A 25022-nucleotide genomic window follows, 5' to 3' on the forward strand; every position below is an offset into this window, starting at 1 on the left:
TAATTTAAAAGTGATTGTGGAATGAAAGAGTTAGGCGGTTATTTTGAATTAGAGCTGAATCAAGGCGAGCCTTATCATAAAAATGCGCTTGCCTTAAATAGTGCCCGAAATTGTTTTAAATACATTTTAAAAGCAAAGCAGCCTCCTAAAGTTTACATTCCGGCTTATTGTTGCGATAGTTTGATTGAGTCGCTGCAAGCTGAAAATATCGACTATGCGTTTTATCACATTAATGAACAATTTGAATTGCTTGATTTACCACAACTCAAACCGAACGAAAAACTACTTTATATCAATTACTTTGCGCTGAAATCAGAATACGTTAGAAATCTGCATTCGCAATATGGTGAGGCTTTGATTGTTGATAACACTCAAGCGTTTTTTGAAATGCCAATTCAAGGTGTCGATACCTTTTACAGCCCAAGAAAGTTTTTTGGGGTCGCTGATGGCGGTTATCTCTATACCGATAGGTTACTTGAACAAGACTTGGAGCAAGACCATTCCGCCAGTCGTTTTACCCAACTGCTAGGGCGCTATGAAAACACAGCTAGTGAGTTTTATAACCACTATCAAACATCAGAAAACGCACTCATTAACCAGCCGATTAAATGGATGTCTAAACTCACGCAAGGGATTCTAAAATCACTCGACTATAATAAAATCGCCCTAACTCGGCAACGCAATTTTTGGGCGTTAGAAGCATTTCTTGGTGAAAAAAATCAGTTTAAAGGCATTTGCTTAACTGACTTTGTGCCAATGGTCTATCCTTATTTAACGGACGATTTAAAGTTAAGAAGTCGCTTAATTGAAAATAAAATCTACATTGCAAAATATTGGATGGATGCGATAGAGCGAGTGAATGAACAAGAAAAGCATATGATTGAAAATGTCGTTTACCTACCGATTGATCAGCGCATCAAATTTAACGGGTTAAATAAGATAAAAAAGGTTGTGCAAAATGAAGCCATTTAGTGAATTGAAATCGAGTTATCGAATTTATTTGCGGGCATTTACCGTTGATGACGCTAAAACTACCCATGCTTGGCGTATTGACGATGAAGTGACCGAAACACTTGTTGGGCGGAAGTATTTTGTTTCGCCCGATTACGAAAAAAAATGGGTCAATGATGCCATTTTTTCACCCGGCAACAGTGTCAAACTGGCGGTCTGTTTTAAAGATACACATCAACATATAGGAAACGCCTATTTTGATAATGTTGATACCTTTAATCAAAATGCAATGTTCAGTTTATTGATTGGTGAAAAATCCTTTTGGGGTAAAGGGATAGGCACAGAGCTGACTATGCTGATGCTGAATTACGGTTTTTACGAAATGAACCTAAAGCGAATTTACTCTTATCAGTTGAAAGATAATATGGGTTCCATCAAGGTGCATGATAAATGTGGTTTTGTGCAAGAAGGTGTCTTACGAAAAGCAGTGTTTAAACACGGCGAACTCGTTGACTTAAATGTCATGGGGATTCTAAAAGAAGAGTTTGATCAAAAAGTCATGGCAATGCTCGAAGAGAAAGCTTGAAGTGCAAACTTTATTTCGATTTACTCCGCATAACACAGCTTATAAAGATGAGGTGATAACTCATCTGCGATTATGGTTCTCTAAGCCTGATGCCTTTAATGACCCCTTGGATTCAAGACTAGATTATCGTCAAGTGTATTATAAACAAGAGATTGAAGATTTTTGGCATGGTTTTTTGCAAAGCAAGCCAGATCATCCACAAACAATCGATGAAATATTGCAACGCTGGGCTAGTAATGCCAGTTTTGTTGAACAGCAGAATAAGGTCTTTAATCAGTTCCGAACCCAAATAGGGGTGTGTTGTTTTTCAGCATCACCCTGCAACATCTTGATGTGGTCGCATTACGCTAACAACCATAAAGGGATTGTTTACGAATTTAAGCCAGATTTATTTATGGATTCAACAACAAGCAGCTTTAAAGGTCATCCTCTAAAAGTCGATTATGCAGAAGATAATGAATACGATTTACTTTCTTATACGCTGACAGGCAAGCCCAAGCAAGACCAGTTTGTTACCGAGCAATTAACCAAAGCAAAAGATTGGGAATATGAACAAGAGTTTCGTTTCATTGACCTGAATGGAAATGGTAATAAATCGTTTAGAAAAGAGTCTTTAAAAACGATTGTTTTTGGTGCAAAAACGTCAACAGATGAAATTGCAAGAATACAGAACTTGTGCAGTCAACAAGGTTTAGACCATTTAGCATTTCAGCAAGCTATTTTTAAATCTGGTAAATTTGAACTTGAGTTGATTGACTTATAAAAACCACCAGGCCTGGCGGTTTTTGGATGTAAATGAGAAAAAATTGAAGCCCGTATCCCTAAAGAAAAACATTATTGCCTCTTATATCAGCCAAGCTTATGTGGTGTTAGTGGGTATTTTGGTATTGCCGTTTTACATTACCGAAATGGGCGCAGAGGCCTATGGCTTGGTGGGTTTTTTTGCTATGTTGCAAGCCATGTTTGGCTTGCTGGATTTAGGCTTAACCCCGACTATTGGGCGTGAAACGGCTCGATACCGCGCTGGGGTGCATAGCGATGTCATGTTTAGCCAGCTTTATCGTACGCTGAATTTGATTTTTATCGGCATCGCTCTATTAGGCGGTGGGGTTTTATTTTTATCCGCTGGGACGATTGCTGAAAAATGGCTCAATATCGAAGCGCTAACCTTGCAAGAAGTCGTATTTGCGCTGCAAGTGATGGCGATCAGTGTCGCTTTGCGTTGGATGACAGGGCTTTATCGTGGTGTGGTGACTGGAAGTGAACAGCTGGTATGGTTGAGCGGGTTTAATGTACTTATCGCTACCTTGCGTTTTTTACTGGTGTTTCCAGTCATGTGGTCATGGGGCGCAACCCCAACGGTGTTTTTTAGTTATCAACTGGGCGTGGCGTTATTAGAGTTTGTTGGGTTATGGCTAAAAGCCAATCAACTCAAACCCAAGCTTACCGCAGCACAAAAAGCGCAACTGGTGTGGTCGTTAAAGCCGATAAAACCTTATTTAACGTTTGCATTAAGCATAGCCTTGACCTCGGGCTTGTGGGTGGTCGTCACACAAACCGATAAATTGATTATGTCCAATTTATTAACGCTAGAAAACTACGGCTATTTCACGCTGGCGGTATTAGTAGCTAGTGGCATTATGATGATAGGTGGGCCAATTAGTGGTGCAATAATGCCAAGAATGGCAAAGCTAGAAGCAGAAGGTAAACGTGACGAATTAATAAAAGTGTATCGTAATGCCACCCAGATTATTACCGTCATCGCGGGTAGCGTCAGCATTATGCTTGTGGTTTTTGCAGAGCCGATTTTATATGTTTGGACAGGTGATCAAAAAATCGTTGAAACGGCCGCGCCGATTTTGCAACTCTATGCCGCAGGTTATGGGTTGATCGTTGTGGGAGCGTTTCCTTATTACCTGCAATATGCACTAGGTAAACTCAAGTTGCATATAATAGGAAGCTTGCTATTTATATTAATTCTGCTCCCTGTACTTTGGTATGCAACTGAGAAATATGGAATGGTTGGCGCTGGTTATGCATGGTTAATTGTTAATTTAATTTACTTTGTCATTTGGACAGCCGTTGTGCACATGGCTTATGCGCCAGGCTTGCATTTTAAGTGGCTAATAAACGACATTGCTAAACTTCTCGTCTTGCCAGTTAGTACTGCTTTGATATTAGCGACTATATTTATTGACACTAACCGATTAGTAATGTTGCTTGAACTTGCTGTGATTGGAGGAGTCATATTAATGATAGCAACTGTTTTTTCAGAAGAAATTAAAAGTAGATTTAAATTAAAGAGTTTATATGGAAGATAAAATTAAACTGAAAAAAGAAGCTGGTTGTATTGTCTTTTTAGGAGGCATGAATGCCATGCCTATGATGTATGCTCTTGAGCTAAAAACACTAGGTTATGAAGTTCTTTATATAGTAGACGCCCCCGCCTCGAACACATTAAGTAGACCTGAAAATCATTTTAAAGATATTGCTTACCCTTACCCTAAATGGATAATTGAGTATCAATTAAAATCGCAAATGCTTCTACCCATTTTTAGAGCATTTTTTGCAACTAATTTGAAAAAGAAAATTTTTAAAAAATGTAGCAAAGTGCAAGCAGTTTTTTTTAATGGGTTCTTTACTTCATTAATACCAGCATTCAACGATTGTCAAAATAGAATAGCTTTATCTCATGGTTCTGATTTAGATTCATGGGCCGATTTGGAAGGTCGTGAGAAACTGTCGAATCACTTTTATAAACAATCATTTTTCAAATATCTTCCTAAAAATTTGGCAAAGTATCTAATAAAAAAAGTTGTTAATAATCAATATCAGGGTTTTTTAAATGCCGAAAGAGTTATTTATTTTCCGCAGGGTTTTAATGCAAATGGTGACAGGGTTCTAAACTCGTTAACCAAAAAAGGCGTGAAATGCTTAGAACGGTATGATGCATCTTTTGAACCTTTAAAAGAACAGAAAAGAGGTATTAACGAAAACCCAGGCAAATTAGTCATTTTTTCAGGTGTTCGCTTTACCTTTAAGACCTTTACTGAAGGTAATGACGGTTACAGTAAAGGCAATGACATGATGATCGAGGGGCTTGCTAAATTTTACAAAAACTATCCAAATATAGAAATTCATTTTGTAGAAAAAGGGCCTGATGTAGGAATTGCTAAGAGCTTAATTAATACACTGGGTTTGGAAAAAGCAGTGATTTGGCATAAAGAAATGAAGTTTCTTGATTTGCTAAGGTTGTATAAAAAAAGTGATATTTGTTTTGACCAAGTTGGTAAACACTGGATTGGTGCTATTGGATTTTATGCTCTGTGGCTAGGCAAACCATTAATTGCTAACGACGAACTACCTGTGCAGCTTGGTGTTTGGCCTAAAGATAATCCAATATTATCTGCCAATACAGGTGATGCTGTTTTTAAGGCACTTGTTACCTTAGCTGAAGACGGAGTGAGACAAGAGTATTCAGTGCAATCAATGGATTTTGCAGAGAGATATTTGTCACCTCAGAAATTAATGGATCAACTTTTTGACTATGAGTTTTGAATTCCTTTTAAGTTTAAAGTTAGGATTTATAATTGCCAGTTTTTAATCAAGCAGCCAACTGTAATAAGTTAAGTGTGTATCTCAATTTTTTTGCAGTTTTTGCAATTTCAATTGCTTATGCTTTTGTGTTGGCCAACATTATCCCGATGGACGAATCAATAAAAGATAGGTTGAATTATCTAAATTATGCTGGTTCTTCCGAAATAGTCTTTTTAAGGTATTTATCAACAGGATACCTGCCAGTATTGATGAATGAGCCTTTATGGCTTTCTATTAATATAATTCTAAACCAGTTTTTTGAACCTGAAGCTACAGTTAGATTAATCATATTCTTTTCTGCATTTACAACGTCTTTTTTAATTTTAAAATCTAATCCAAGATACTTTCTATTCTTAATTTTTTTACTAATTTTTCCTCAGGTTATTGGCAAGTTTGTTGTGCATTTACGACAAGGTTTAGCAATAACTATATTTTTGCTTGCTTGGTTTACATTGAATAAGCAATTGCGTTGGTTCTTGCTTGCTATGACACCATTTATACACGCAAGTTTCTTTTTTGTCCTTTTGCTATATGGCTTCACATGGTTTTTAGAGAAGTTAAAGTTAGCACTTGATTTAAGAACTATTGCGGTTGTTATGCTTGGGTGCATGGTTGTTATAAGTCTCGGAGTTTTAGTGAGCTTTCTCGGTGCTAGGCAAGCTGAGATTTATGATTTTAATTCCACGGAAGTTAGTGGTTTAGGTTTTTTATTTTGGCTCGGTATTTTTGCTGTTTATTACAGTCAAGGCCGCAGTTTTGCCAAAAAGCATGTGTTTGCAATGTCAGCAATTGTCTTTTATTTAACTACATATTTTTTTATTGAAGTAACAGCTCGTATTTTTGAAAGTATGGTGATAATTGTTTTGTTAGCCAGTGTTGATCTTACTTCGTGGCGTAGAAAACTGTTTGTTACGACATTAATGGCATTTGTAGGTATAGCTTGGCTATTAAAATTAAGCGAACCCTGGTTAGGTTGGGGGGGAGGACTATAAATGAAATATATTTACACAATAGCCAGCTTAAATACACGGAGAGCTGAAAAAGTTTTATATCGTTTATTAGTTTCTTCAGGTTTTAAGGATGTCATTATTATTTCATTAACAACTAAAAGCGTTATTAGTCAGAAGATAGAAGAACAGAGATTTAAAGCACATGCTTTAAATCTAAAGGTGTCAGGAGATAAATGTCAAATTTTATAATTTCTTTAGATTTTGAAATGTTTTGGGGGGTTGTAGATTCTAAAACGATTAATAATTATTCCAATAATATCCTTGGGGTTAAATGTTCCTTGCCTAAAACCCTTACATTATTTCGTGAGTATCACATTAATGCAACTTGGGCGACGGTGGGTATGCTGATGTGTAATAATTTTAATGAGTGGGTAGATTATAAACCATCAGAACTGCCAAATTACACTAGATCATCATGTTCTACTTATGGTGTTCCAGATTGTTTTATAAAAGAATCTCCCGATCTTTTTTTTGCGCCAGATCTTGTTAACTTAATTTTAGATACAGAGGGGCAGGAACTCGCTAGTCATACTTATAGCCATTTTTTTTGTGGCGAACAAGGGGCTTCTGTTGAGGCGTTTAAAGTGGATTGTCAGATCCAAAGAGATGTTTTTTCAAAATATGATTTAACTCCTGAGTCGATTGTATTCCCTAGAAATCAAGTTACAGATGAATATGTTCAAGCTGCTAGTGAATTTGGATTAAAAACTTTTAGAGGAAATTCGCAGCACTGGGTATATAAAAAGGGCCACTTTGTTCCTTATGGGGGGTTAGGGAAAGTTATTAGGAAATTAGATAGCTATATTCCATTGACTGGCTTTAATAATTTTGTAACCAATACAACAACATATCCTATAAATGTTCCTGCGAGCCTGTTTTTTAGGCCTTCTGCATCATATTTATTGGATACATTACAAATTATGAGGATAAAGCGTTCTATGTTAGCCGCTGCAAAAACAGGTAAAAATTTTCATTTGTGGTGGCATCCCCATAATTTTGGCGTAAATATTGAGAGTAACCTATACAATTTAGAGGAAGTTTTAAAGTTTTATAAAAAACTTGAACATGAATATGGCATGCAATCAAAGTCAATGAAGGATGTTGCCAATGAGGAGTAAAGGGAAGGTTGTTGTCTTGGCTACTGATAGTATAACAACCCGTATGGTATTAAATGAACTTAATAATGAGTTTGAATTTTTATATGTTGCTTTTGAGAAACCAATATCAAGAAAACGGTTACTAAAAAAAAGGTTGGCTAAACTTGGCTTTTTAACTGTTTTAGGTCAATTAATCTTTATGGCCTATACATCGATTATCAAGTTTATTTCAAAGGCTCGAATCAACAGTTTAATTGGAGAGTCTGGTTTTTCCTATCAGCCGATTAATAAGTTTGATATTCAAATCTTTGATTCTGTAAACTCTGAAGCGTGTATTGAATGGGTCAAGCAAATTAAGCCTGATGTCGTAGTGTTGAACGGTACACGTATTGTCAGTTCTGATTTATTAAATTCATGTGATGCAACTTTCATTAATACTCATTGCGGAATAACACCAGCTTATCGTGGTGTTCATGGCGGGTATTGGGCTTTAGTAAATAACGATGCAAAAAATGCAGGCGTCACTATACATGTTGTAGATACAGGAATTGATACAGGAGATATAGTTTTTCAAAAAAATATAAAGGTGAGTAAGAGCGATAATTTTTTGATTTACCCTGTAAAACAATATATTGAAGGAATTCCTCTATTAAAAAAGGCAATAAGGTTGTGTTTGGCGGATCAGTTGAGAACGTTTAAAAGAGATGATTTAATTTCTAATCTTTGGTATCACCCTACCATATGGGAGTATTTTTACAATTTTATAAGGTTTAGGGTTAAGTGATGTTGAATATTTGTCATGTTTTAAGTGGTTTGAAAGTTGGCGGTGCTGAAATGATGCTGCTTAATTTGATTAAGAACTCTAGCAGTAATTTGTCACACTGTGTTTTGGTGCTTAGTCCTGAAGGTGATATGTTATCTCGTTTTGAAGCAATTGGAGTTTCTGTAATTGTTGTAGATTTTAAAAAACGACCAATTCATTCGTTTATACAGTTAGTAAAAATATTTTCAGAGGTAAAGCCTGACATTGTGCAAACTTGGCTTTATCATGCCGATTTATTGGGTGGTTTAGCGGCTAAATTGGCTGGGATTAAGCATATTATTTGGGGTATCCGTACAACCGAATTAAAAAAGGGGTCTTATATCACTGCTAGCATTCGCAAACTGTGCGCTTGGTTGTCTTATACCGTACCTTCTAAAATTGTTGTTGTGGCAGCAAAGTCCAAACGAAAGCATATTGAACTTGGATATGATGCATCTAAAATGTTGGTGATACCGAATGGTTTTAATGTTGAGGCATTTAATGCTTCATCTACAGATGATAATGAATTGAAACAAGCCTTTGGTATTTCAGAAAATGATTTGGTCATAGGTTGTGTGGGACGTTTATCACAAGTTAAAGGGCAGGATGTGTTTATTCAAGCCGCAGGTCTTGTGCTTGAGGGCTTTCCCGAAATTAAGTTCTTAATGGTGGGGCGAGGTTTAGAAAGTAACAATGAATCGGTTGTTTCAATGATTCGCCAATATGCAAATGACGACAACTTTATTCTATTGGGTGAGCGTTCGGATGTGCCGGTGTGTTTAAGTGCAATGAATATATTTTGTTTGCCTTCTCGTAGTGAGGGCTTCCCCAATGCTCTTGGTGAGGCGATGTTGGCGGGAGTTCCTTGTGTATCAACTGATGCAGGTGATGCATCCGTTTTAGGTGGTGCAGACGTGCCTATTGCAGAGGTGGATAATCCTGTGGATTTGGCGAACCAGTTAATTTATATGATAGAAAAAACGCCGCAAGAGCGGTATGAAATTGGGCAAAGATTACGCCAGCGCATTATTGATGAATACTCCATTGAAAAAATGGTTTCTCGCTATAACGAACTTTACAGCGAATTACAAAATCAAGATTTAAAAGGGCAAGCAAACTAATGTGCGGCATAGCAGGATTTTTAGGACAAGTTTCAACGCCGATTGACCGATTAACTTCTATGGCACAAGTCATCAGGCATCGTGGACCGGATGATAAAGGAGTATGGTTTGATGAAGGTATTGACATTGGTTTGGCGCACGCACGTTTGTCGATATTGGATTTGAGCCCGGCTGGTCATCAGCCGATGCAATCGGCATCCGAACGCTATGTGATGGTGTTTAATGGTGAAATTTATAATCATCATGCGCTTCGCTCTGAGCTTGAGTTGATTGCCTCTAGAGCCTGGCGCGGTCATTCAGATACGGAAACCTTACTTTCAGCCATTGAGCAATGGGGGTTAGAAGCGACACTTAAAAAAGCTAAAGGTATGTTTGCAATTGCTTTATGGGATAAACAAACTCAAACCTTGTCTTTAGCGCGTGACCGCATGGGTGAAAAACCGCTTTACTATGGTTGGATAAATGGTGTGTTTGTTTTTGCCTCTGAATTAAAGTCCCTGAAAACCTTGCCTGATTTTAATAACCCTATTAACCGCGATGCTTTGGCGTTGTATTTGCGTTACAGTTCGATACCTGCACCTTACTCTATTTATGAGAATGTTTATAAACTTGAGCCCGGTTGCGTTGTTTCTACCAGGCCAGGTGAAAATGAACTGAATAAAACCGTTTACTGGTCAACGGTTGATGTTGTGCAGAATGGTTGGAGGCAACCCTTTTCAGGTTCAGCGGATGAAGCGGCAAACCAACTAGAAACCAAGCTTAAAGAAGCGGTTGCTTTGCAAATGGAAGCGGATGTGCCTTTGGGTGCGTTTTTGTCTGGTGGTGTTGATTCCAGCACAATTGTCGCATTGATGCAGGCGCAGTCTAGCCAGAAAGTGAAAACCTTTTCCATTGGTTTTGACAATAAAGCCTATAACGAAGCGGAACACGCGCGTGCGGTGGCGAAGCATTTGGGTACAGAGCATTTCGATATGTATGTGTCTGGGCAAGATGCATTGGATGTGATTCCGCTCTTGCCGCAAATCTATGATGAGCCTTTTGCCGATTCGTCACAAATTCCAACCTATTTAGTTTCACAAATTGCTAAACAAAAAGTGACGGTTAGTTTGTCGGGCGATGCGGGCGATGAGTTGTTTGGTGGCTACAGTCGGTATGAGTTAGCCAATAACAGCTGGGGTAAACTGAATAAGATTCCTCACGCCATACGGCATGGTTTGGGGGCTGGTGTTGATCTTTTACCAGACAGTTTTTGGAAAGGGGTGTTTAGTCCGTTAGATGCGCTGAATAGTAAAAAAGCTAAACCCTTTTCTTATGGAGATAAATTTTTAAAAGCCAGTGCTTTATTAAGTTGTAAGAAGCGCCGCGATTTTTATCACAAAGGCTTTATGTCGCATAACTTGAATGTACAAGATTGGGTGTTGGGTGCAAAACTTTTGCCAACGCAGTTTGATGAAGTCGATTTTAGCCAGGCCTCTTTTTTGGAAGAGATGATGGCACTGGATATGGTGCATTATTTGCCTAACGATATTTTAACCAAGGTAGATCGTGCGGCGATGGCAGTTTCGTTAGAAACGCGTGTGCCTTTACTTGACTCGAATGTAATTGAGTTTGCCGCTTCGCTTCCGTTGGAATACAAAATTCGTGATGGTGTGGGTAAGTGGGTATTGAGAGAGGTGCTGTATAAATACGTGCCAAAGGATTTGATAGAGCGCCCCAAAATGGGCTTTGGAGTGCCTTTGGCTGAATGGTTGCGCGGGCCATTACGAGAGTGGGCGGAAACTTTGATTGATGAAAAACGATTGCATGAAGAAGGTTTTTTCAATGTTGCGCTTGTGCGTAAGAAGTGGCATGAACATTTAACTGGTAAGCGAAATTGGCCGTATCAGTTATGGGATGTGTTGATGTTTCAAGCGTGGTTGGAACAAAATAAATGACAACTATGCCAACCGTTTTATTTGTTGTGAATTGTCCAAAGTTTTTTATATCACATCGCTTACCAATTGCAAAGTCTTTGATAGAAAAAGGCCATGATGTTCATGTGGCTGCTTCTGGTGAAACTCTTCCTGTTTTTCAAGAAATGGGTATAAAATTTCATCACGTTAGCTTTTCACGCAAGGGTAAGAATCCTTTAAATGAATTGAGAGTTATTTGGCAGTTATTTCACTTGTTTAGGTCGTTGCACCCCGATCTTGTTCATTTGATTACAATTAAACCTTATTTATACGGAGGTGTTGCAGCTAAGTTGGCAAGAGTTCCAGGCGTGGTTTCTGCTGTTTCCGGGCTTGGGGTTGTTTTTATTTCATCAGGGATAAAAGCAAGGCTTTTAAGACTGGTTTTGTATCCTCTCTATCGATTAGCTTTTAGTCGTAAAAATCAATCGGTTATTTTTCAAAACCAGGATGATGCAAACCTATTAGTTGAATGGGGTGTGGTTCAGCCTGTAAAGGTCAAATTGATTCGTGGTTCTGGTGTGAATTTAAGTGCTTATCCATTTACAACTGAGCCAGCGGGCAAAACAGTTGTAACATTTGCAGCACGTTTGTTAGTAGACAAGGGTATAAGAGAATTTATTGCTGCTTCTCGTATGATTCATGATAGAGGTATACAGGCTGAATTCTGGGTTGTGGGTGACGTGGATGAAGGTAATCCTGCTTCTGTTACACAATTAGAGATGGACTCATGGCGTATGTTGCCTAATGTTAAGGTATTGGGTTTCCAAAGTGATATTGCTAACTTATATCAAAAATCTAATATAGTGTGTTTGCCCTCTTATAGAGAAGGTTTGCCAAAGTCTTTAGTTGAGGCAGCGGCTTGTGGGCGTGCAGTTGTCACGACTGATGTTCCGGGTTGTCGCGATGCCATTGAGCCTGGCGTGACAGGTGTAATTGTGCCTGTTCGTGATGCGGAGGCATTAGCGGATGCGATTCAAGATTTAATTGAAAACCCCGTGAAACGAAAAACTATGGGAAAAGCTGGTCGCGAACTAGCTGAGAAAGAATTTGCGATTGAAAGAGTCGTGGATGCGCATTTACAGATATATGATGAACTCTTAACCAAAGAGGCAGAAGTTTGAAAATTTTTTTGACGGGTGTAACTGGGTTTGTCGGTTCGGCTTTGTTGCAGCGTTTTGTTGCGGATGGTGTTGAGGTTAAGGCCTTGGTTCGCAATGAAGCAGCTGTGTTGTCGAACGGGGTTAAGAGGGTTGTTGGGGATTTGAGCGCCTTATCGTCTGCTGGAGATCCTTCGGCTTTGCCTCAGGATGACAGTAATGATTCGCACGGGATGACACTGCAAGATTGTGATGTGGTGGTGCATGCGGCGGCTCGTGCGCATATTATGCGCGATGAGGTGGCGGATCCTTTGGCGGAGTATCGCAAGGTGAATCGAGATGCGACTTTGGCTTTGGCTCGTTTGGCTGCTGAAGTTGGAGTTAAGCGGTTTGTGTTTGTCAGTTCGGTGAAGGTAAATGGTGAAGTGACCAGGCCTGGTCATTGTTTTTCACATACTGATGAACATGTACCTTCTGACCCCTACGGATTATCTAAGTATGAGGCGGAGCAGGGTTTATTGCAAATTGCACGCGAAACCAGCATGGTGGTAGTGATTATTCGTCCGCCGTTGGTCTATGGGCCGAATGTGAAAGGCAATTTTGCGTCGATGGTGAATTGGGTTAAAAAGGGTATTCCTTTACCGTTAGGTGCGGTTCATAATTTACGCTCTTTGGTGGCGCTGGATAATTTGGTGGACTTTATTGCTTTGTGTGCGGATCGTGAGCGTTCACCTAAAGCAGCGAATGAGGTGTTTTTGATTTCGGATGGAGAGGATGTGTCCACCAGCGATTTGTTACGAAAAGTGGCTAAAGCGTATGGAGTTAAGTCGCGCTTGTTGCCAGTTCCGGTCGGTTTAATGAAAGTTGCGGCTAAATTACTGGATAAAGGTGCGGTTGCAGATCGGTTGTTTGGTAATTTGCAGGTGGATAGTTCTAAAGCACGTGATTTGTTGGGTTGGCAACCCGTTATCACGATGGATGAGCAGTTGGCTAAGATGGCGGCGTTGGATAAGTCAAAGTAGAGAGTCTTAGGGCTGCATAGCGTCTGTCTGGAAGGGATTCTTTAACAAGCCAAGGTTGAAAATAACGCCGGCTGGAGATCCCTCCACTACGTGCCGCGAAGCAAATGCCCTCGGGGTAGTCGGGATGACAGGCTGACAGTGAGCTTTTGGGATGACAGTAATGGTTCGCTTTGAATGACAGAGATAGTTACGTTTGATTGGTGCATCCGTCCAACAAAATACAAAATAATTATAGGTAGATAGGTTGTGATTCGTTTTTTTGATGTGGTTTTTTCATTGTTTGGCCTGGTAGCAGGATTTCCTGTTTTGGTGATTTTGTTTGTAATCGGGTTATTTGACACGGGTTCCCCATTGTTTCGTCAGGAACGGGTTGGGCGTCATCAGAAACCGTTTACATTGGTGAAGTTTCGAACCATGAAAAAAGACACGGCCTCCGTCGCTTCGCATTTAGCAAATACGGCTTCAATCACCAAGTTTGGACATTTCTTGCGCCGCACTAAATTGGATGAATTGCCGCAATTGTGGAATGTGTTGAAAGGGGAAATGAGCCTGGTGGGGCCAAGACCTGGCCTGTTTAATCAGCCAGAGCTTACCGATGCGCGTTCGGCACAAGGAGTGTTTGATGTGCGCCCCGGCATTACCGGCTTGGCTCAAGTGAGTGAGATTGATATGTCTACTCCTGAGTTATTGGCAGAAACGGATGCCAAGATGATTGCCACTTTATCAATCAAGGATTACTTCAAGTATATTTTGATGACGGTTTTAGGCAAGGGTGCTGGGGATAGGGTTAATAACCAATAAAGCATATAGGCGCACATTCTGAGTAAGGTGTGACATTTTACTGGCCGCATTGTTTGAATGTGTATTTTGAAAAGCCGTTAGACTAAATTTTTTTATCATTTTTCATGTAAAATGTATTATCTGATTGTTTTTCATATTATGTAACGGGTTTTCATGAAAATTATTCCTCCCAGCGGTGCAGCACAGTTAGCGGGTTACAGTGAGCTGATTACGCGATATGCGTTGTCGGTTCCCTTGCCGGATCGTTTGTTTGCGATTGGGGGGAAGCATCGTGTGTGTACGGCGGATGAGTGGACGTTGCTTACGCCACGCCATAAACCGGCTGATTCGCTTTTTGGGCATTTGGTGTTTGCCCTGAAGTATGAGGGAATTCACCTTTGGGTTTTAAAAGCGTTGTTTGATGCGCTTGTTGGCCGTGAGGTTGAAGCATTGGTTTTATTGGAGCCAACCGGGGCTTATGCACGACGCATTTGGTTTTTGTATGAGTGGTTGACGGGTAACACTTTATCCCTGCCAGATACAGTGTCAGGCGGTTATGTGAATTTGGTCAATGACAAACTTCAATATGCCGGGCCAACACGTAAATGTAAACGTCAGCGCGTTAATAACAATCTCCCGGGGAATCGCAGGTTTTGTCCCTTAATTCGTAAAACCGATTTTTTGGAAAATTGGCGGCAAAGCGATTTATTGGATGAAACCCGGAAGACGGTTGGGCAATGTCACCCTGACGTATTGATGCGTGCAGCCAGTTTTTTGTTGTTGGCAGATTCCAAGGCGTCGTTTTCGATTGAGGGTGAGCAACCCCCTAAAAACCGTATTGCCCGTTGGGGTCAGGTAATTGGCATGGCTGGCCAACAGCCATTGTCTGTTGAGGAACTTGAGCGCTTACAGGGTTTGGTGCTTGCAGATCATCGGTTTGTAATACCGGGCTTGCGTGTTACAGGTGGCTTTGTAGGTTCGCATGACCGTGTGACGGGAATGCCGCTGCCAGAGCATATTTCAGCCAGACCGGAAGATTTGCCTGAATTGATGAGTGGTTTGCTGGAAACCTATACCCTCTTGAAGAGAGAAGGCTTTCCTCCGGTACTTTTGGCAGCCATGATTGCGTTTGGGTTTGTATTTATTCATCCGTTTGAAGATGGTAACGGGCGTTTGCATCGGTATTTGATTCATCATGTGTTGACGGAAACCGGGTTTGTGCCCAAAGGCTGGGTGTTTCCGGTCTCTGCTGTGATTCTGAAGCGGATAGTGCAATATCGTGAAGCGTTGCAAGCTTATTCCAAGCCACGTTTGGAGTTTGTTGACTGGTTTCCTACGCCTGACAATAATGTTTCTGTCATCAATGAAACCAAAGATCACTATCGCTATTTCGATGCAACCCGGCAGGCGGAGTTTTTAGTGGAGTGTGTGGTTGAGACCATTCGTGATGTGCTCCCTGAGGAAGTGGCTTATTTGCAAAAGTATGATACGTTTGTGGAATATGTGAATGACCGCATAGACATGCCGCAAAGAACGGTGGATCTGTTGTTGCGTTTTTTACAACAAAATCAAGGCGTGCTGTCTAAGCGAGCGTTAAATAATGAGTTTGCACAACTGCGGCCTGATGAAGTAGACGATATTGAAGGAAAGTATCAAATGTTGTTTCAATATACCAGTGAGAAGGGTCAACACTCAATATGAAAATCACACATTCACTATTGGGTTTACCCCGTTTATATAAACGCATGATCTCCATCTCTGTGGATGTGCTTGGTTTGTGCTTTGTGGCGATATTGGCGATTTGGTTGCGCTTTGGGGAATCGGTGTTTCCGGTCACCGATTATGTGCCGGCTATTTTTCTGTTGCCGTTGATTGCGTTGCCTGTCTTTATCACCCAAGGGCTGTACCGTGCGGTGATTCGTTACATTGGCCATAAGTTTGCCATAACCGTTTTGTCGTCCGTCTCATTGGTGTGTGTAATCTGGGCGGCGGCCATTTTTATGCTGGACTTGGCGTATCCTCGTTCTGCCATCGTCATTACTTGGTTGTTGGCGCTGTTTTATATTTCCGCAACGCGGATTTTGGCGCGTTGGTTATTGTCAGAAGGCATGATTAAAAAAGACTTGCTGGCCCGAAAGCGAGTGGTGATTTTTGGTGCGGGGTCTTCCGGCAAGCAGCTGTTAAGTGCCATCAGTAAGATTCCAGATTTGAAAGTCATTGGCTTTATTGATGATGACAAGAGTTTGCATAAACATGATATCGCTTCGGTGAGGGTCTATGCGCGTGATGACTTACAGGGTCTGATTGAGGACAACGCTGTCAGTGAGGTGTTTTTGGCGATTCCGTCCATGTCGGCTTCACGTCGAAAAGCCGTGCTGGAATGGTTGGAGCCTTATCCGGTGAAAGTGTCGACTTTACCGGCGATGGATGAGATTGTGGCTGGAAAGGTGTCGTTTTCCGATATCCGCGAGGTGGATATTGAGGATTTGTTAGGACGTGATCAGGTACCGCCCCAGCCGGAGCTTTTGTCTAAATGCATAACCAATCAGGTGGTGATGATTAGCGGTGCAGGCGGGTCGATCGGTTCGGAGCTGTGTCGTAAGGTGTTGCGACAATCTCCGAAAATTTTGGTGCTGTATGAGATGAGTGAGTTTGCCTTATACAGTATTGAACGAGAGCTAAGGCATTCAAATGAACTGGGTGAAACGCAGCTGGTTGGTGTGTTGGGCAGCGTGTTGGATGCGGCGAAGTTGCGCCGTATTATGGAGTGTTATGGCGTGAACACCATTTACCATGCCGCCGCCTATAAGCATGTGCCGATTGTGGAGCACAATATTCAGGAAGGCTTGATCAATAATGCGTTTGGAACTCATATCGCGGCCAAAACGGCGGGGCAATGTGGTGTGCAAAACTTTGTGTTGATTTCAACCGACAAGGCGGTGCGCCCCACTAATGTGATGGGTGCCAGTAAACGGCTGGCGGAAATGGCGCTGCAGGCGTTGCAGTTGGAATACCCGGATACGCGGTTTGTGATGGTGCGTTTTGGTAATGTGTTGGGCTCTTCCGGGTCGGTGATTCCGTTGTTTAGAAAGCAGATTGCCGACGGCGGGCCGGTGACGGTCACGCATAAGGAGATCACGCGGTATTTCATGACGATTCCCGAGGCGGCTTCTCTGGTAGTGCAGGCCGGTTCCATGGGCGTGGGCGGTGACGTTTTTGTTTTGGATATGGGCGAACCGGTCAAGATTGCCGATTTGGCCAAAAAAGTCATCAAGCTTTCTGGATTGGAGCTGATGGACGAGTCAGGCAATGGCGATATTGAAATTCAATATACTGGCTTGCGTCCCGGAGAAAAACTCTATGAAGAGTTGTTGATTGGGGAGAATGTCGACGGTACGGATCACCCCAGAATCATGAAAGCCCATGAAGAGTATTTGGCGTACGAATCCCTAATGGAAGAGTTCATTCAGCTTGAAGCTTCGTTGAATGACTATGACTATGATGCGGTGTTACAACAGCTGGCTAGAATAGTATCGGGCTTTGAGCATACCTCTGGGGTGGTGGATTATTTACAGTGTGGATTGTTAGAGGGAATCAGCAACCGTGAATAAGGAGGTTAAATGAAAAAGGCATTGCAAGATTGGATAAAGGCGAATCCTGAAAAGGGCGTACGAAGAGGCAAAGCAAGCCAATATGAGCCTTATCAGCAGGAGTTGAAAGTTCTGTTGGAACAAGGTTACTCTACTCAGAAAATAGCCAAATATCTTGAGGAAGTGGAAAAGGTACCTTTTAAAAAGAAAGAGGGTCAGAACGTGGTGACCTCATTAGGGACTTATTTAAGAGAATTGGCCAAACAACATAACATCAAACGCTCAGGGCGCAGACGTTCATAAAATCAATGGCCTGAAATCGTGTTTCAGCCAAGGAGAAATTTCTTTCTGCCCATTGGTAAGTTCGAAGGAACAGATACTTCTATAAGCTCAGCATGGCACTGAGTGGAGGTGCAGAATATGCGGCGAGGTACTTTGCTTATGGTTCAGGCAGTCCGTTCAATTTCTGTTTTGCTTGCATGCATATAAAGGTCTGCATAAAATGGCCCTTTTGGCGTATTTAGGTTTGAAATGTGACGAGTAGCTCAAGACAGCAAGTTAAGATTCTGGATTGTACTTTGCGGGACGGGGGATATTACACCTCTTGGGACTTTGACTCCCAACTCGTTCAAGACTATTTACAGGCAATGGCGGCTTTGAACGTCGGGTATGTGGAGGTTGGGTTTCGTTCTTTACAAAACTCAGGCTTTAAAGGAGCCTTCGCATATAGTACTGATGCCTTTTTACAGAGCTTGACCATTCCTAGTGAGTTAAATCACAAAATCGGCGTGATGGTTAACGGCTATGAACTGAGTGATCCCCCTACTCAACGACATGTATTGGAAAGGCTTTTCTTGCCTAAATCAGAGTCTCCCGTTTCATTGGTTCGAATCGCCTGCCATATTCATGAATTGGAGAGCTGTTTGCCTGCTACTCACTGGCTGCATGAACAGGGTTATCGGGTCGGGGTGAATATTATGCAGGTTTCCGACTGTTCGCCAGAAAAAATCTCCGGTTTGGCCAAGCAGGTGGCGGATTATCCGGTTGATGTGCTGTATTTTGCGGACAGTATGGGATCGCTTCAGGCTGAGCAGACACAAAAGATCGTTGACGCTTTGCGCGAAAACTGGGCTGGAGAACTGGGTATCCACACACACGATAATATGTGTATGGCGCTAGGCAATACGTTGAGCGCGGTAGAAAGTGGTGTGACCTGGGTCGATTGCACCGTGACTGGAATGGGGCGTGGTCCAGGTAATTTGCAAACCGAATATGCAGTGCTGGCTTTAGAAAAACATCTGGATTGCGAAGCCTCAAATCCGACGAAGTTATTGGGTTTGATTCGAGAACACTTTTCTTCTCTTAAAAACCAATATGGCTGGGGAACCAATCCCTATTATTATCTAGCCGGTGAGTATGGAATTCACCCCTCTTATGTGCAGGAAATGTTAGCGGACAGGCGTTATAGTGAAGAGGATATTTTAGCCGTACTTGAGCACTTGAAGATTGAAGGTGGGAAAAAGTTCAATTTGGGAACACTTGAGGCGGCTAGGCATTTTTATTCTGGGCTTCCTCGCGGCCAGTGGAATCCTAAATCGGAGATCGAAAACAGAGAGGTGTTGATTTTAGGGACGGGCCCAGGCGTTTCAAAGTACCGTCAAGCCCTTGAAGCTTTTGTAAGTAAACACCGACCTTTTGTCATCGCTTTGAATACGCAGCAGAATATTGATGAGAATCTCATCGATGTACGAGCGGCGTGTCATCCTGTGCGGCTTTTAGCGGATTGTCAGGAGCACCGCAAGTTGTCACAGCCTTTGGTGACGCCCGCATCGATGTTGCCCGAGGATGTGAAGCAAGAACTGAAAGGCAAAGAGTTGCTGGATTTTGGAATTTCGGTTGATACGGATGTGTTCGAGTTTAATGATTATTTTTGCATTTTGCCCAGTTCATTGGTGTTGGCTTATGCGTTAGCAATTGCCACCAGTGGCCATGCCAGTCGGATTTTATTGGCAGGTTTTGATGGTTATGACGCCGATGATCCGCGAAGAAAGGAAATTGATCGACTCTTTCAGCTTTATGCAATGGCACCGAACTCCCTTGAGGTGTTGGCCATTACCCCCACCCGATATGAGATCCCCGTCCAATCCGTTTATGCCTATGAGATAAAAATATGAGAACAATTGTAGTGATTCCGGCTCGATATGAGTCTTCCCGTTTTCCGGGAAAGCCTCTTGTGCATTTGTTAGGCAAACCTATGATTCTCTGGGTGGCTGAGCTGAGTGCAAAAGCAGTAGGCAAAGAGAATGTGTATGTCGCCACGGATGATGAGAGAATCTCAAATGTGGTGATAGAGGCAGGGTTTCAGTCGGTTATGACCAGTCAGAATGCGTTGACTGGCACGGATCGCTTGTCAGAAGTGGCGCAACAAATTGAAGCCGATATATACATTAATGTACAGGGGGATGAGCCTCTGGTTGATCCCGCAGATATTGTCAGGGTGATCGAGGAAAAGAAGCGCTACCCTGAAGAGGTTATCAATGGCTATAGCCCATTGTCTGAAAATGAAGACCCCATGTCTGTGAACATTCCAAAAGTGGTGTTTACTGAGAATCAACACTTGGTTTATATGTCCAGAATGGCTTTGCCGGGTTATAAAGACCAAAAAAATGCACCCCAACAATATTATAAACAGGTGTGCATATATGGTTTCAGTCGAGAAGAATTGATTCGTTATGGCGCGTTTGGCAGAAAAAGCGTTTTGGAGCAATCAGAGGACATTGAAATTATCCGTTTTCTGGAGTGGAGTCAACCAATTAGATTGGTTCGGACAAAGCCGGGAAGCTTAGCGGTTGATATTCCTGAGGACGTTTCCAAGGTGGAAGAGGCTTTAAGACGGGTTATTATTGATGAGAGTTGATGTTAAAAACTATCACAGTTTGGTGTTTGATTGCGATGGTGTCGTGTTAGATTCCAACCGCATTAAAACTCAAGCTTTTTACGATGCGGCTTTGATTTATGGCCAGGATGCCGCCCAGACACTGAAAGACTATCATGTTAAAAACGGTGGGATTTCACGTTATAAGAAGTTTGAATACTTTCTATCGGAAATTCTTGGTGGCCAGGTCAACCCAGATGATTTGAACCAATTGTTGCAGCGATTTGCGTCCGAGGTTAAAAAAGGGCTGCTGGGGAGTAAAGTCGCGTCCCGTTTGGACGAACTTCGTGACTATACTCAGCATGCGAATTGGTTGATTGTGTCAGGCGGTGACCAGACTGAACTCAGAGAAGCCTTTGTGCAGAAGGGCTTGGATAGTTTTTTTGATGGGGGCATTTTTGGTAGTCCTGATACCAAGGAACTGATTTTAGAGCGGGAGCTTGGGCAATCCAATATTGAAAAACCGGCTTTGTTTTTGGGTGACAGTAAATATGATTATGAGGCTGCCAGGCAGGCTGGTTTGGATTTTGTCTTCATTTCGGGTTGGACTGAAGTCGTTGACTGGGAAGCATGGTGTCAATCCAATCAAATACCGCATTATTCGTCACTTCAGACGCTGATAAGTTGATTCTTTTATGAATTCTGAGATTGATTTATATATTGTGAGCACGCCAAGACAATGGTGGATTGCGTGCGCTTTGGCGCGCCATTTCCAGCGTCCCGCGAGAATGCTGATTGATGATTGTTTTAATGGTGCCGAGGGGTATGCTCGTCTCACATCCAGTTGGAGTCAATGCCCATTTGACTCGGTTGAATTATTGAACGGTAAAAATACGTGGCTTGGTTTAAAAGGCGGAGCCAGGGCTTGGGAAAAGTTTTTGGAACCTGGAAAGCGCAAACATCAGATACGACATTTTCTATTGAATAATGTTGTTAAAACGCTTTTCACCTCCAGTGTGCGTGATTGGATGACGCAACTGGCTGTACATTGTCAGCCAAATATTCAGGTGTCTTATTTAGACGATGGAATACGCACCTACCAACAAGATATTCCCAAAAAACAGTCGTGCTTAAAAACAGTGCAAAAGAAATTGGCTCATGGCTTTTGGTATGGTTCTCCTCAGCCGTATTCTGAAATAGACTATTTAAGCCATGCTTATGTCTTTCATGCTCAGATGGTGAATTCGGATATTCGGGCGCTTCAAGTGGTTGAATTACAAAATAGCTGGTTTGTGGAACCTCAAATGCTTGAGTTGGCGCAGGCCTTACTCAAACAGCATGAGTTTGAAAGTTTTGTGACGGATCGTGACAATCAAAAAAATCTTATTTTGGCTTTTACCAAACTCAGTATTCTTGAACGTGACTGTGAGGATTTTGATTTAGACAGGTTCAAAAAACGCTTGTTGAAAGTGGTCAATAAAGCGGCTTCTGATGGACGGGTGATATGGGTGAAATATCACCCTCGGGAAGTCGCTGATGATATTTATGGCATAGCTAAAGAGGTTCCTCATGTCCATTTTATACCTGCCAGCATACCCTTTGATGTTTTGATTTCATTGCTGAATAAAGGGGATTCAATGATTGGTGAAATTTCGACGGTATTATTTGATGTCGCTTTAAGAAGACCTGATGTTAAGGTTTCTTCAGTTGATTGTTTACTTGGGAATGCCAAGTTATCGGCCCCCTTTCAGAAAGCGGGTGTGAATATGATTGAGTCTTTTTATGACTGAGCGCGCGAATTAATTATTATGTTGATTCCGTTAAATGTTCTGCAGATTATTCTGTTTTTTTCCTTATTCATTACCTTTTTGGGCTACATCCTTAGGTGGGTGTTTCCCGTTAATATCGAAATTTGGCTTGGTGTTCTTTTTTTATTTACACTTTATCTGATTGCAAAACGCGGTTACCAATCAATTTCAGTTCCGGTTCGCTTGTGGTTGGGTTTGATGGCCTTATTTTGGTCGTTTAATGTTTTATCGGCGTTATTTCATGATAGTGATATTGGTTATAGAACGCTGAGTTTGATCAGCACATACAGCACGATTTTGGGGTTTGCATCGGTCGCGGTGGCAATAAGTGTATTAAAGCCAAAAATTGATTTCTTCTGGTACCTGATTGCGGCGGGTGCGATTGGCGTTTTATTAGCATTTGGATTGGAGCTCAAAAATGTTGGCTGGGGTGCGCTTGAACAGGGGCATCGATTTGGCGGATATACCTCTCAACAGATCAGTTTTGGGGTGTTCGCGAATACTTTTTTTATTATTTTATTGGGTTCTTTTGTTTGGGCTTTTAATAAAGGTCATCTTTTCTTTTTGGTTTGGTTACTTTTGATTATTGCTGATTTTTGCATGATTATTGTTTCACAAAGCAGAAATGCCTGGCTTGGTTTGCCTGAAGCGGTGATAGTTTGGTCTGTTTATTATGGGTTTAAGCTGTATCAATCCGATGTGTCTTTCATTAAAAAGCTTATTGTTGCAATTTCTCCTATTGTGGTTGTGATGCTTTTGTTTTCGATGCAGCCACTCAAAAAAATTGTTGAACAAAGAGTGGGATTGGCTGTTACGGGTGTTGAAAATTATGTTTCCAGGGAAAGTTTTTATGGGAGTGTCGGTGCACGTTTAATGATGTATGAAGCCGGCTTTTCAGGTATTAAAGAGCATTTTTGGTTTGGAATGGGGACAGAGAATTTTCCATCTTTTGTTAAGCAAGAAACCAAACAGATAGCCCTTGAGAAGTTTGAAAAAAAATTTGGGGGGTATCAGTTCAGTTCAATTCATAATCAATTTTTGATGAGCTGGTTGATTCATGGTGTCTTTGCATTCATTATTGTATTGAGCTTTTTTGTTTTCATGTTCGTGTATTTTTATAGAGGGTTAAAGCGGTCCCCAGAAGATGATAAGCCGATATGGGTAGCAGGCTTGGTTTACAGTTTAGCGACCTTTATTTCCTTCCTGCCTGAATCAATGCTCCATAGCCTTTATAACTTCAGCCATTTCTTTATGGTTTCATCTATTCTGATCGCCTACACTTCAACGCTCAATAGGTCTTAACTTTAAACCTTTTGTAAATCTAACAATTAATACGCTATTCTAAGTCATCACTGGAGTGGTTCTTTATCACTCAGTACGTAAAACCCGTCCTTCAGGTCGGGGATATAAGTACAACAGGCGTAGCCTGTTTTAGATTGTGTCATTGATTGAATGTTGTTACAATAATCAAATGAAACAAACTATACGAAAAGCCTTTAAATTCCGACTCAATCCCAATTCTGACCAAGTGCAGAAGATGATTGAGTTTGCCGGTGCCAACCGGTTTGTGTGGAATAAGGCTTTAGCGATGAATTTGTTTCGGCTTGAACATAAACAGCCGATACTTTGGTATAGCGAATTCGCATTTTGGCTAAAGCTTTGGAAGTCCTCAGAAGATTATGGATTTCTAAAAACCGTTCACTCTCAGCCGTTACAGCAAGCATTAAAACAGCTTGAGCGTGGATTTAAAGATGGTTTTGATAAAAAACAGCCTTTAAAGCGAATTCCAACCTTTAAGCGTAAAGGTCAAAAAGACTCTTTCACCTATCCGCAAGGTTTTAAGGTGGATTCTGATAAGAATAAAGTATTTTTACCAAAAATTGGCTGGGTCAAATACCGCAATTCTCGACAAGTGATTGGTGATTTGAAAAACTGCACGGTATCAAGGCGCGGAGCGCATTGGTACGTGTCAATCCAGACCGAATATGAAGCGGATATAAAGTATCATGAATCCAGCAGTATGATTGGTATGGATATGGGGATTACCCGCTTTGCAACGCTATCGGATGGTTCGTATATCGAACCGTTAAACAGTTTTCGTAAGTTATCAAAGAAGTTGGCTTTTGAACAGCGTAAGCTGTCTAAGAAAGTTAAATTCTCTGCTAACTGGAAAAAGCAGAAACAAATCATTACACGACTGCATGAGCGTATTGCCAATGCGCGTTTAGACTTCTTGCACAAAACCTCAACCAACATCAGCAAAAGCCACGCAATGATCGTGGTTGAAGATTTAAAAGTAAGAAACATGTCTAAAAGTGCCAAGGGCAGTATTGAAGTTCATGGGAAAAATGTAAAAGCGAAATCCGGTCTTAACAAATCCATCCTTGACCAAGGCTGGGGAATGTTTGTGCAAATGCTTGAGTACAAGCAACAGTGGTCAGGAGGAGATGTCTTGAGGGTAAACCCTCAATACACCTCTCAAACCTGTCCAAACTGCAAACATGTTAGTCGTGACAACCGTAAAAGCCAACGTGCTTTTGCATGTACAGAGTGTGGATTTAAAGCCAATGCCGACTTGGTGGGTGCTTTGAATGTACTTGAGCGAGGACATCGCTTGTTAGCCTGTGGAGTTGAAACATTGGTTTCGACAATGAAGCAGGAACCAGTTGGTAGTAGTGATACACGCCAACTCTTAACAGCCTAGTGCTGTTAGGAATCCCCGTCCTTCAGGGCG

General features: G+C 41.5%; 23 protein-coding genes. All 23 read left to right on the plus strand.

Features of this window, described 5'->3' with window-relative positions; translation table 11 throughout:
- Positions 1-21 precede the first annotated feature (21 nt).
- The 23 genes from B076_RS0103005 to B076_RS0103115 all read left to right on the plus strand — a co-directional run bounded on the left by B076_RS0103005 (position 22) and on the right by B076_RS0103115 (position 24992).
- Positions 22-972 (plus strand): hypothetical protein, encoded by a 951-nt coding sequence (locus B076_RS0103005; RefSeq protein WP_028485999.1) that lies wholly within the window; start codon positions 22-24, stop codon positions 970-972.
- Complete coding sequence (locus tag B076_RS0103010) at positions 959-1537, plus strand: GNAT family N-acetyltransferase (protein ID WP_028486000.1); 579 nt, start codon at positions 959-961, stop codon at positions 1535-1537. The genes B076_RS0103005 and B076_RS0103010 overlap by 14 nt, the downstream gene beginning before the upstream one ends.
- 1 nt (position 1538) lies before the next feature.
- A complete protein-coding gene (locus tag B076_RS0103015; RefSeq protein ID WP_038150374.1) occupies positions 1539-2300 on the plus strand; it encodes a DUF2971 domain-containing protein in 762 nt (253 codons plus the stop codon).
- Positions 2290-3858, plus strand: a complete 1569-nt coding sequence (locus tag B076_RS0103020; RefSeq protein WP_211230176.1) for an oligosaccharide flippase family protein — start codon at positions 2290-2292, stop codon at positions 3856-3858. The genes B076_RS0103015 and B076_RS0103020 overlap by 11 nt, the downstream gene beginning before the upstream one ends.
- On the plus strand, positions 3848-5095 hold the full coding sequence (locus B076_RS0103025; RefSeq protein WP_028486003.1) for a glycosyltransferase family protein: 1248 nt from the start codon (positions 3848-3850) through the stop codon (positions 5093-5095). The genes B076_RS0103020 and B076_RS0103025 overlap by 11 nt, the downstream gene beginning before the upstream one ends.
- 32 nt (positions 5096-5127) lie before the next feature.
- Positions 5128-6126, plus strand: a complete 999-nt coding sequence (locus B076_RS0103030) for an EpsG family protein (RefSeq protein WP_157753497.1) — start codon at positions 5128-5130, stop codon at positions 6124-6126.
- Entirely contained in the window at positions 6127-6333 is a 207-nt protein-coding gene (locus B076_RS13245) for a hypothetical protein (RefSeq protein ID WP_028486005.1), read from the plus strand.
- Entirely contained in the window at positions 6318-7262 is a 945-nt protein-coding gene (locus B076_RS11975; protein ID WP_038150714.1) for a polysaccharide deacetylase family protein, read from the plus strand. Before B076_RS13245 ends, B076_RS11975 begins: the two co-directional genes overlap by 16 nt.
- A gap of 16 nt (positions 7263-7278) precedes the next feature.
- Complete coding sequence (locus B076_RS0103045) at positions 7279-8025, plus strand: formyl transferase (protein WP_157753498.1); 747 nt, start codon at positions 7279-7281, stop codon at positions 8023-8025.
- Positions 8025-9164: a glycosyltransferase family 4 protein gene (locus B076_RS0103050; protein ID WP_038150375.1), complete on the plus strand. Its 1140-nt coding sequence runs from the start codon at positions 8025-8027 to the stop codon at positions 9162-9164. The genes B076_RS0103045 and B076_RS0103050 overlap by 1 nt, the downstream gene beginning before the upstream one ends.
- On the plus strand, positions 9164-11098 hold the full coding sequence (asnB, locus tag B076_RS0103055; RefSeq protein ID WP_028486008.1) for an asparagine synthase (glutamine-hydrolyzing): 1935 nt from the start codon (positions 9164-9166) through the stop codon (positions 11096-11098). Before B076_RS0103050 ends, asnB begins: the two co-directional genes overlap by 1 nt.
- Positions 11095-12237, plus strand: a complete 1143-nt coding sequence (locus tag B076_RS0103060) for a glycosyltransferase family 4 protein (protein WP_211230177.1) — start codon at positions 11095-11097, stop codon at positions 12235-12237. The genes asnB and B076_RS0103060 overlap by 4 nt, the downstream gene beginning before the upstream one ends.
- Positions 12234-13235, plus strand: a complete 1002-nt coding sequence (locus B076_RS0103065) for a UDP-glucose 4-epimerase family protein (protein ID WP_028486010.1) — start codon at positions 12234-12236, stop codon at positions 13233-13235. Before B076_RS0103060 ends, B076_RS0103065 begins: the two co-directional genes overlap by 4 nt.
- Positions 13236-13499: 264 nt before the next feature.
- Positions 13500-14036: a sugar transferase gene (locus B076_RS0103070; RefSeq protein WP_281168958.1), complete on the plus strand. Its 537-nt coding sequence runs from the start codon at positions 13500-13502 to the stop codon at positions 14034-14036.
- 153 nt (positions 14037-14189) lie between these two features.
- Complete coding sequence (locus B076_RS11980) at positions 14190-15716, plus strand: Fic family protein (protein WP_096777337.1); 1527 nt, start codon at positions 14190-14192, stop codon at positions 15714-15716.
- Complete coding sequence (locus B076_RS11985; RefSeq protein ID WP_038150376.1) at positions 15713-17626, plus strand: polysaccharide biosynthesis protein; 1914 nt, start codon at positions 15713-15715, stop codon at positions 17624-17626. Before B076_RS11980 ends, B076_RS11985 begins: the two co-directional genes overlap by 4 nt.
- Before the next feature lie 9 nt (positions 17627-17635).
- Positions 17636-17908, plus strand: a complete 273-nt coding sequence (locus tag B076_RS0103085; protein WP_028486012.1) for a hypothetical protein — start codon at positions 17636-17638, stop codon at positions 17906-17908.
- Positions 17909-18138: 230 nt separating this feature from the next.
- Complete coding sequence (locus B076_RS0103090; RefSeq protein ID WP_028486013.1) at positions 18139-19779, plus strand: aldolase catalytic domain-containing protein; 1641 nt, start codon at positions 18139-18141, stop codon at positions 19777-19779.
- Positions 19776-20522, plus strand: coding sequence for a 3-deoxy-manno-octulosonate cytidylyltransferase (locus tag B076_RS0103095; protein ID WP_028486014.1), 747 nt, complete (start codon positions 19776-19778; stop codon positions 20520-20522). The genes B076_RS0103090 and B076_RS0103095 overlap by 4 nt, the downstream gene beginning before the upstream one ends.
- On the plus strand, positions 20512-21168 hold the full coding sequence (locus B076_RS0103100) for an HAD family hydrolase (RefSeq protein WP_028486015.1): 657 nt from the start codon (positions 20512-20514) through the stop codon (positions 21166-21168). Before B076_RS0103095 ends, B076_RS0103100 begins: the two co-directional genes overlap by 11 nt.
- A gap of 7 nt (positions 21169-21175) precedes the next feature.
- Complete coding sequence (locus B076_RS0103105) at positions 21176-22270, plus strand: polysialyltransferase family glycosyltransferase (protein WP_157753499.1); 1095 nt, start codon at positions 21176-21178, stop codon at positions 22268-22270.
- An 18-nt stretch (positions 22271-22288) separates the two neighbouring features.
- Positions 22289-23590, plus strand: coding sequence for an O-antigen ligase family protein (locus B076_RS0103110; RefSeq protein WP_028486017.1), 1302 nt, complete (start codon positions 22289-22291; stop codon positions 23588-23590).
- A 169-nt stretch (positions 23591-23759) separates the two neighbouring features.
- Entirely contained in the window at positions 23760-24992 is a 1233-nt protein-coding gene (locus tag B076_RS0103115) for an RNA-guided endonuclease InsQ/TnpB family protein (protein ID WP_028486018.1), read from the plus strand.
- Positions 24993-25022 lie beyond the last annotated feature (30 nt).

It is taken from the genome of Thiomicrorhabdus chilensis DSM 12352 (assembly GCF_000483485.1).
GTDB classification, from domain to species: Bacteria; Pseudomonadota; Gammaproteobacteria; order Thiomicrospirales; family Thiomicrospiraceae; genus Thiomicrorhabdus; species Thiomicrorhabdus chilensis.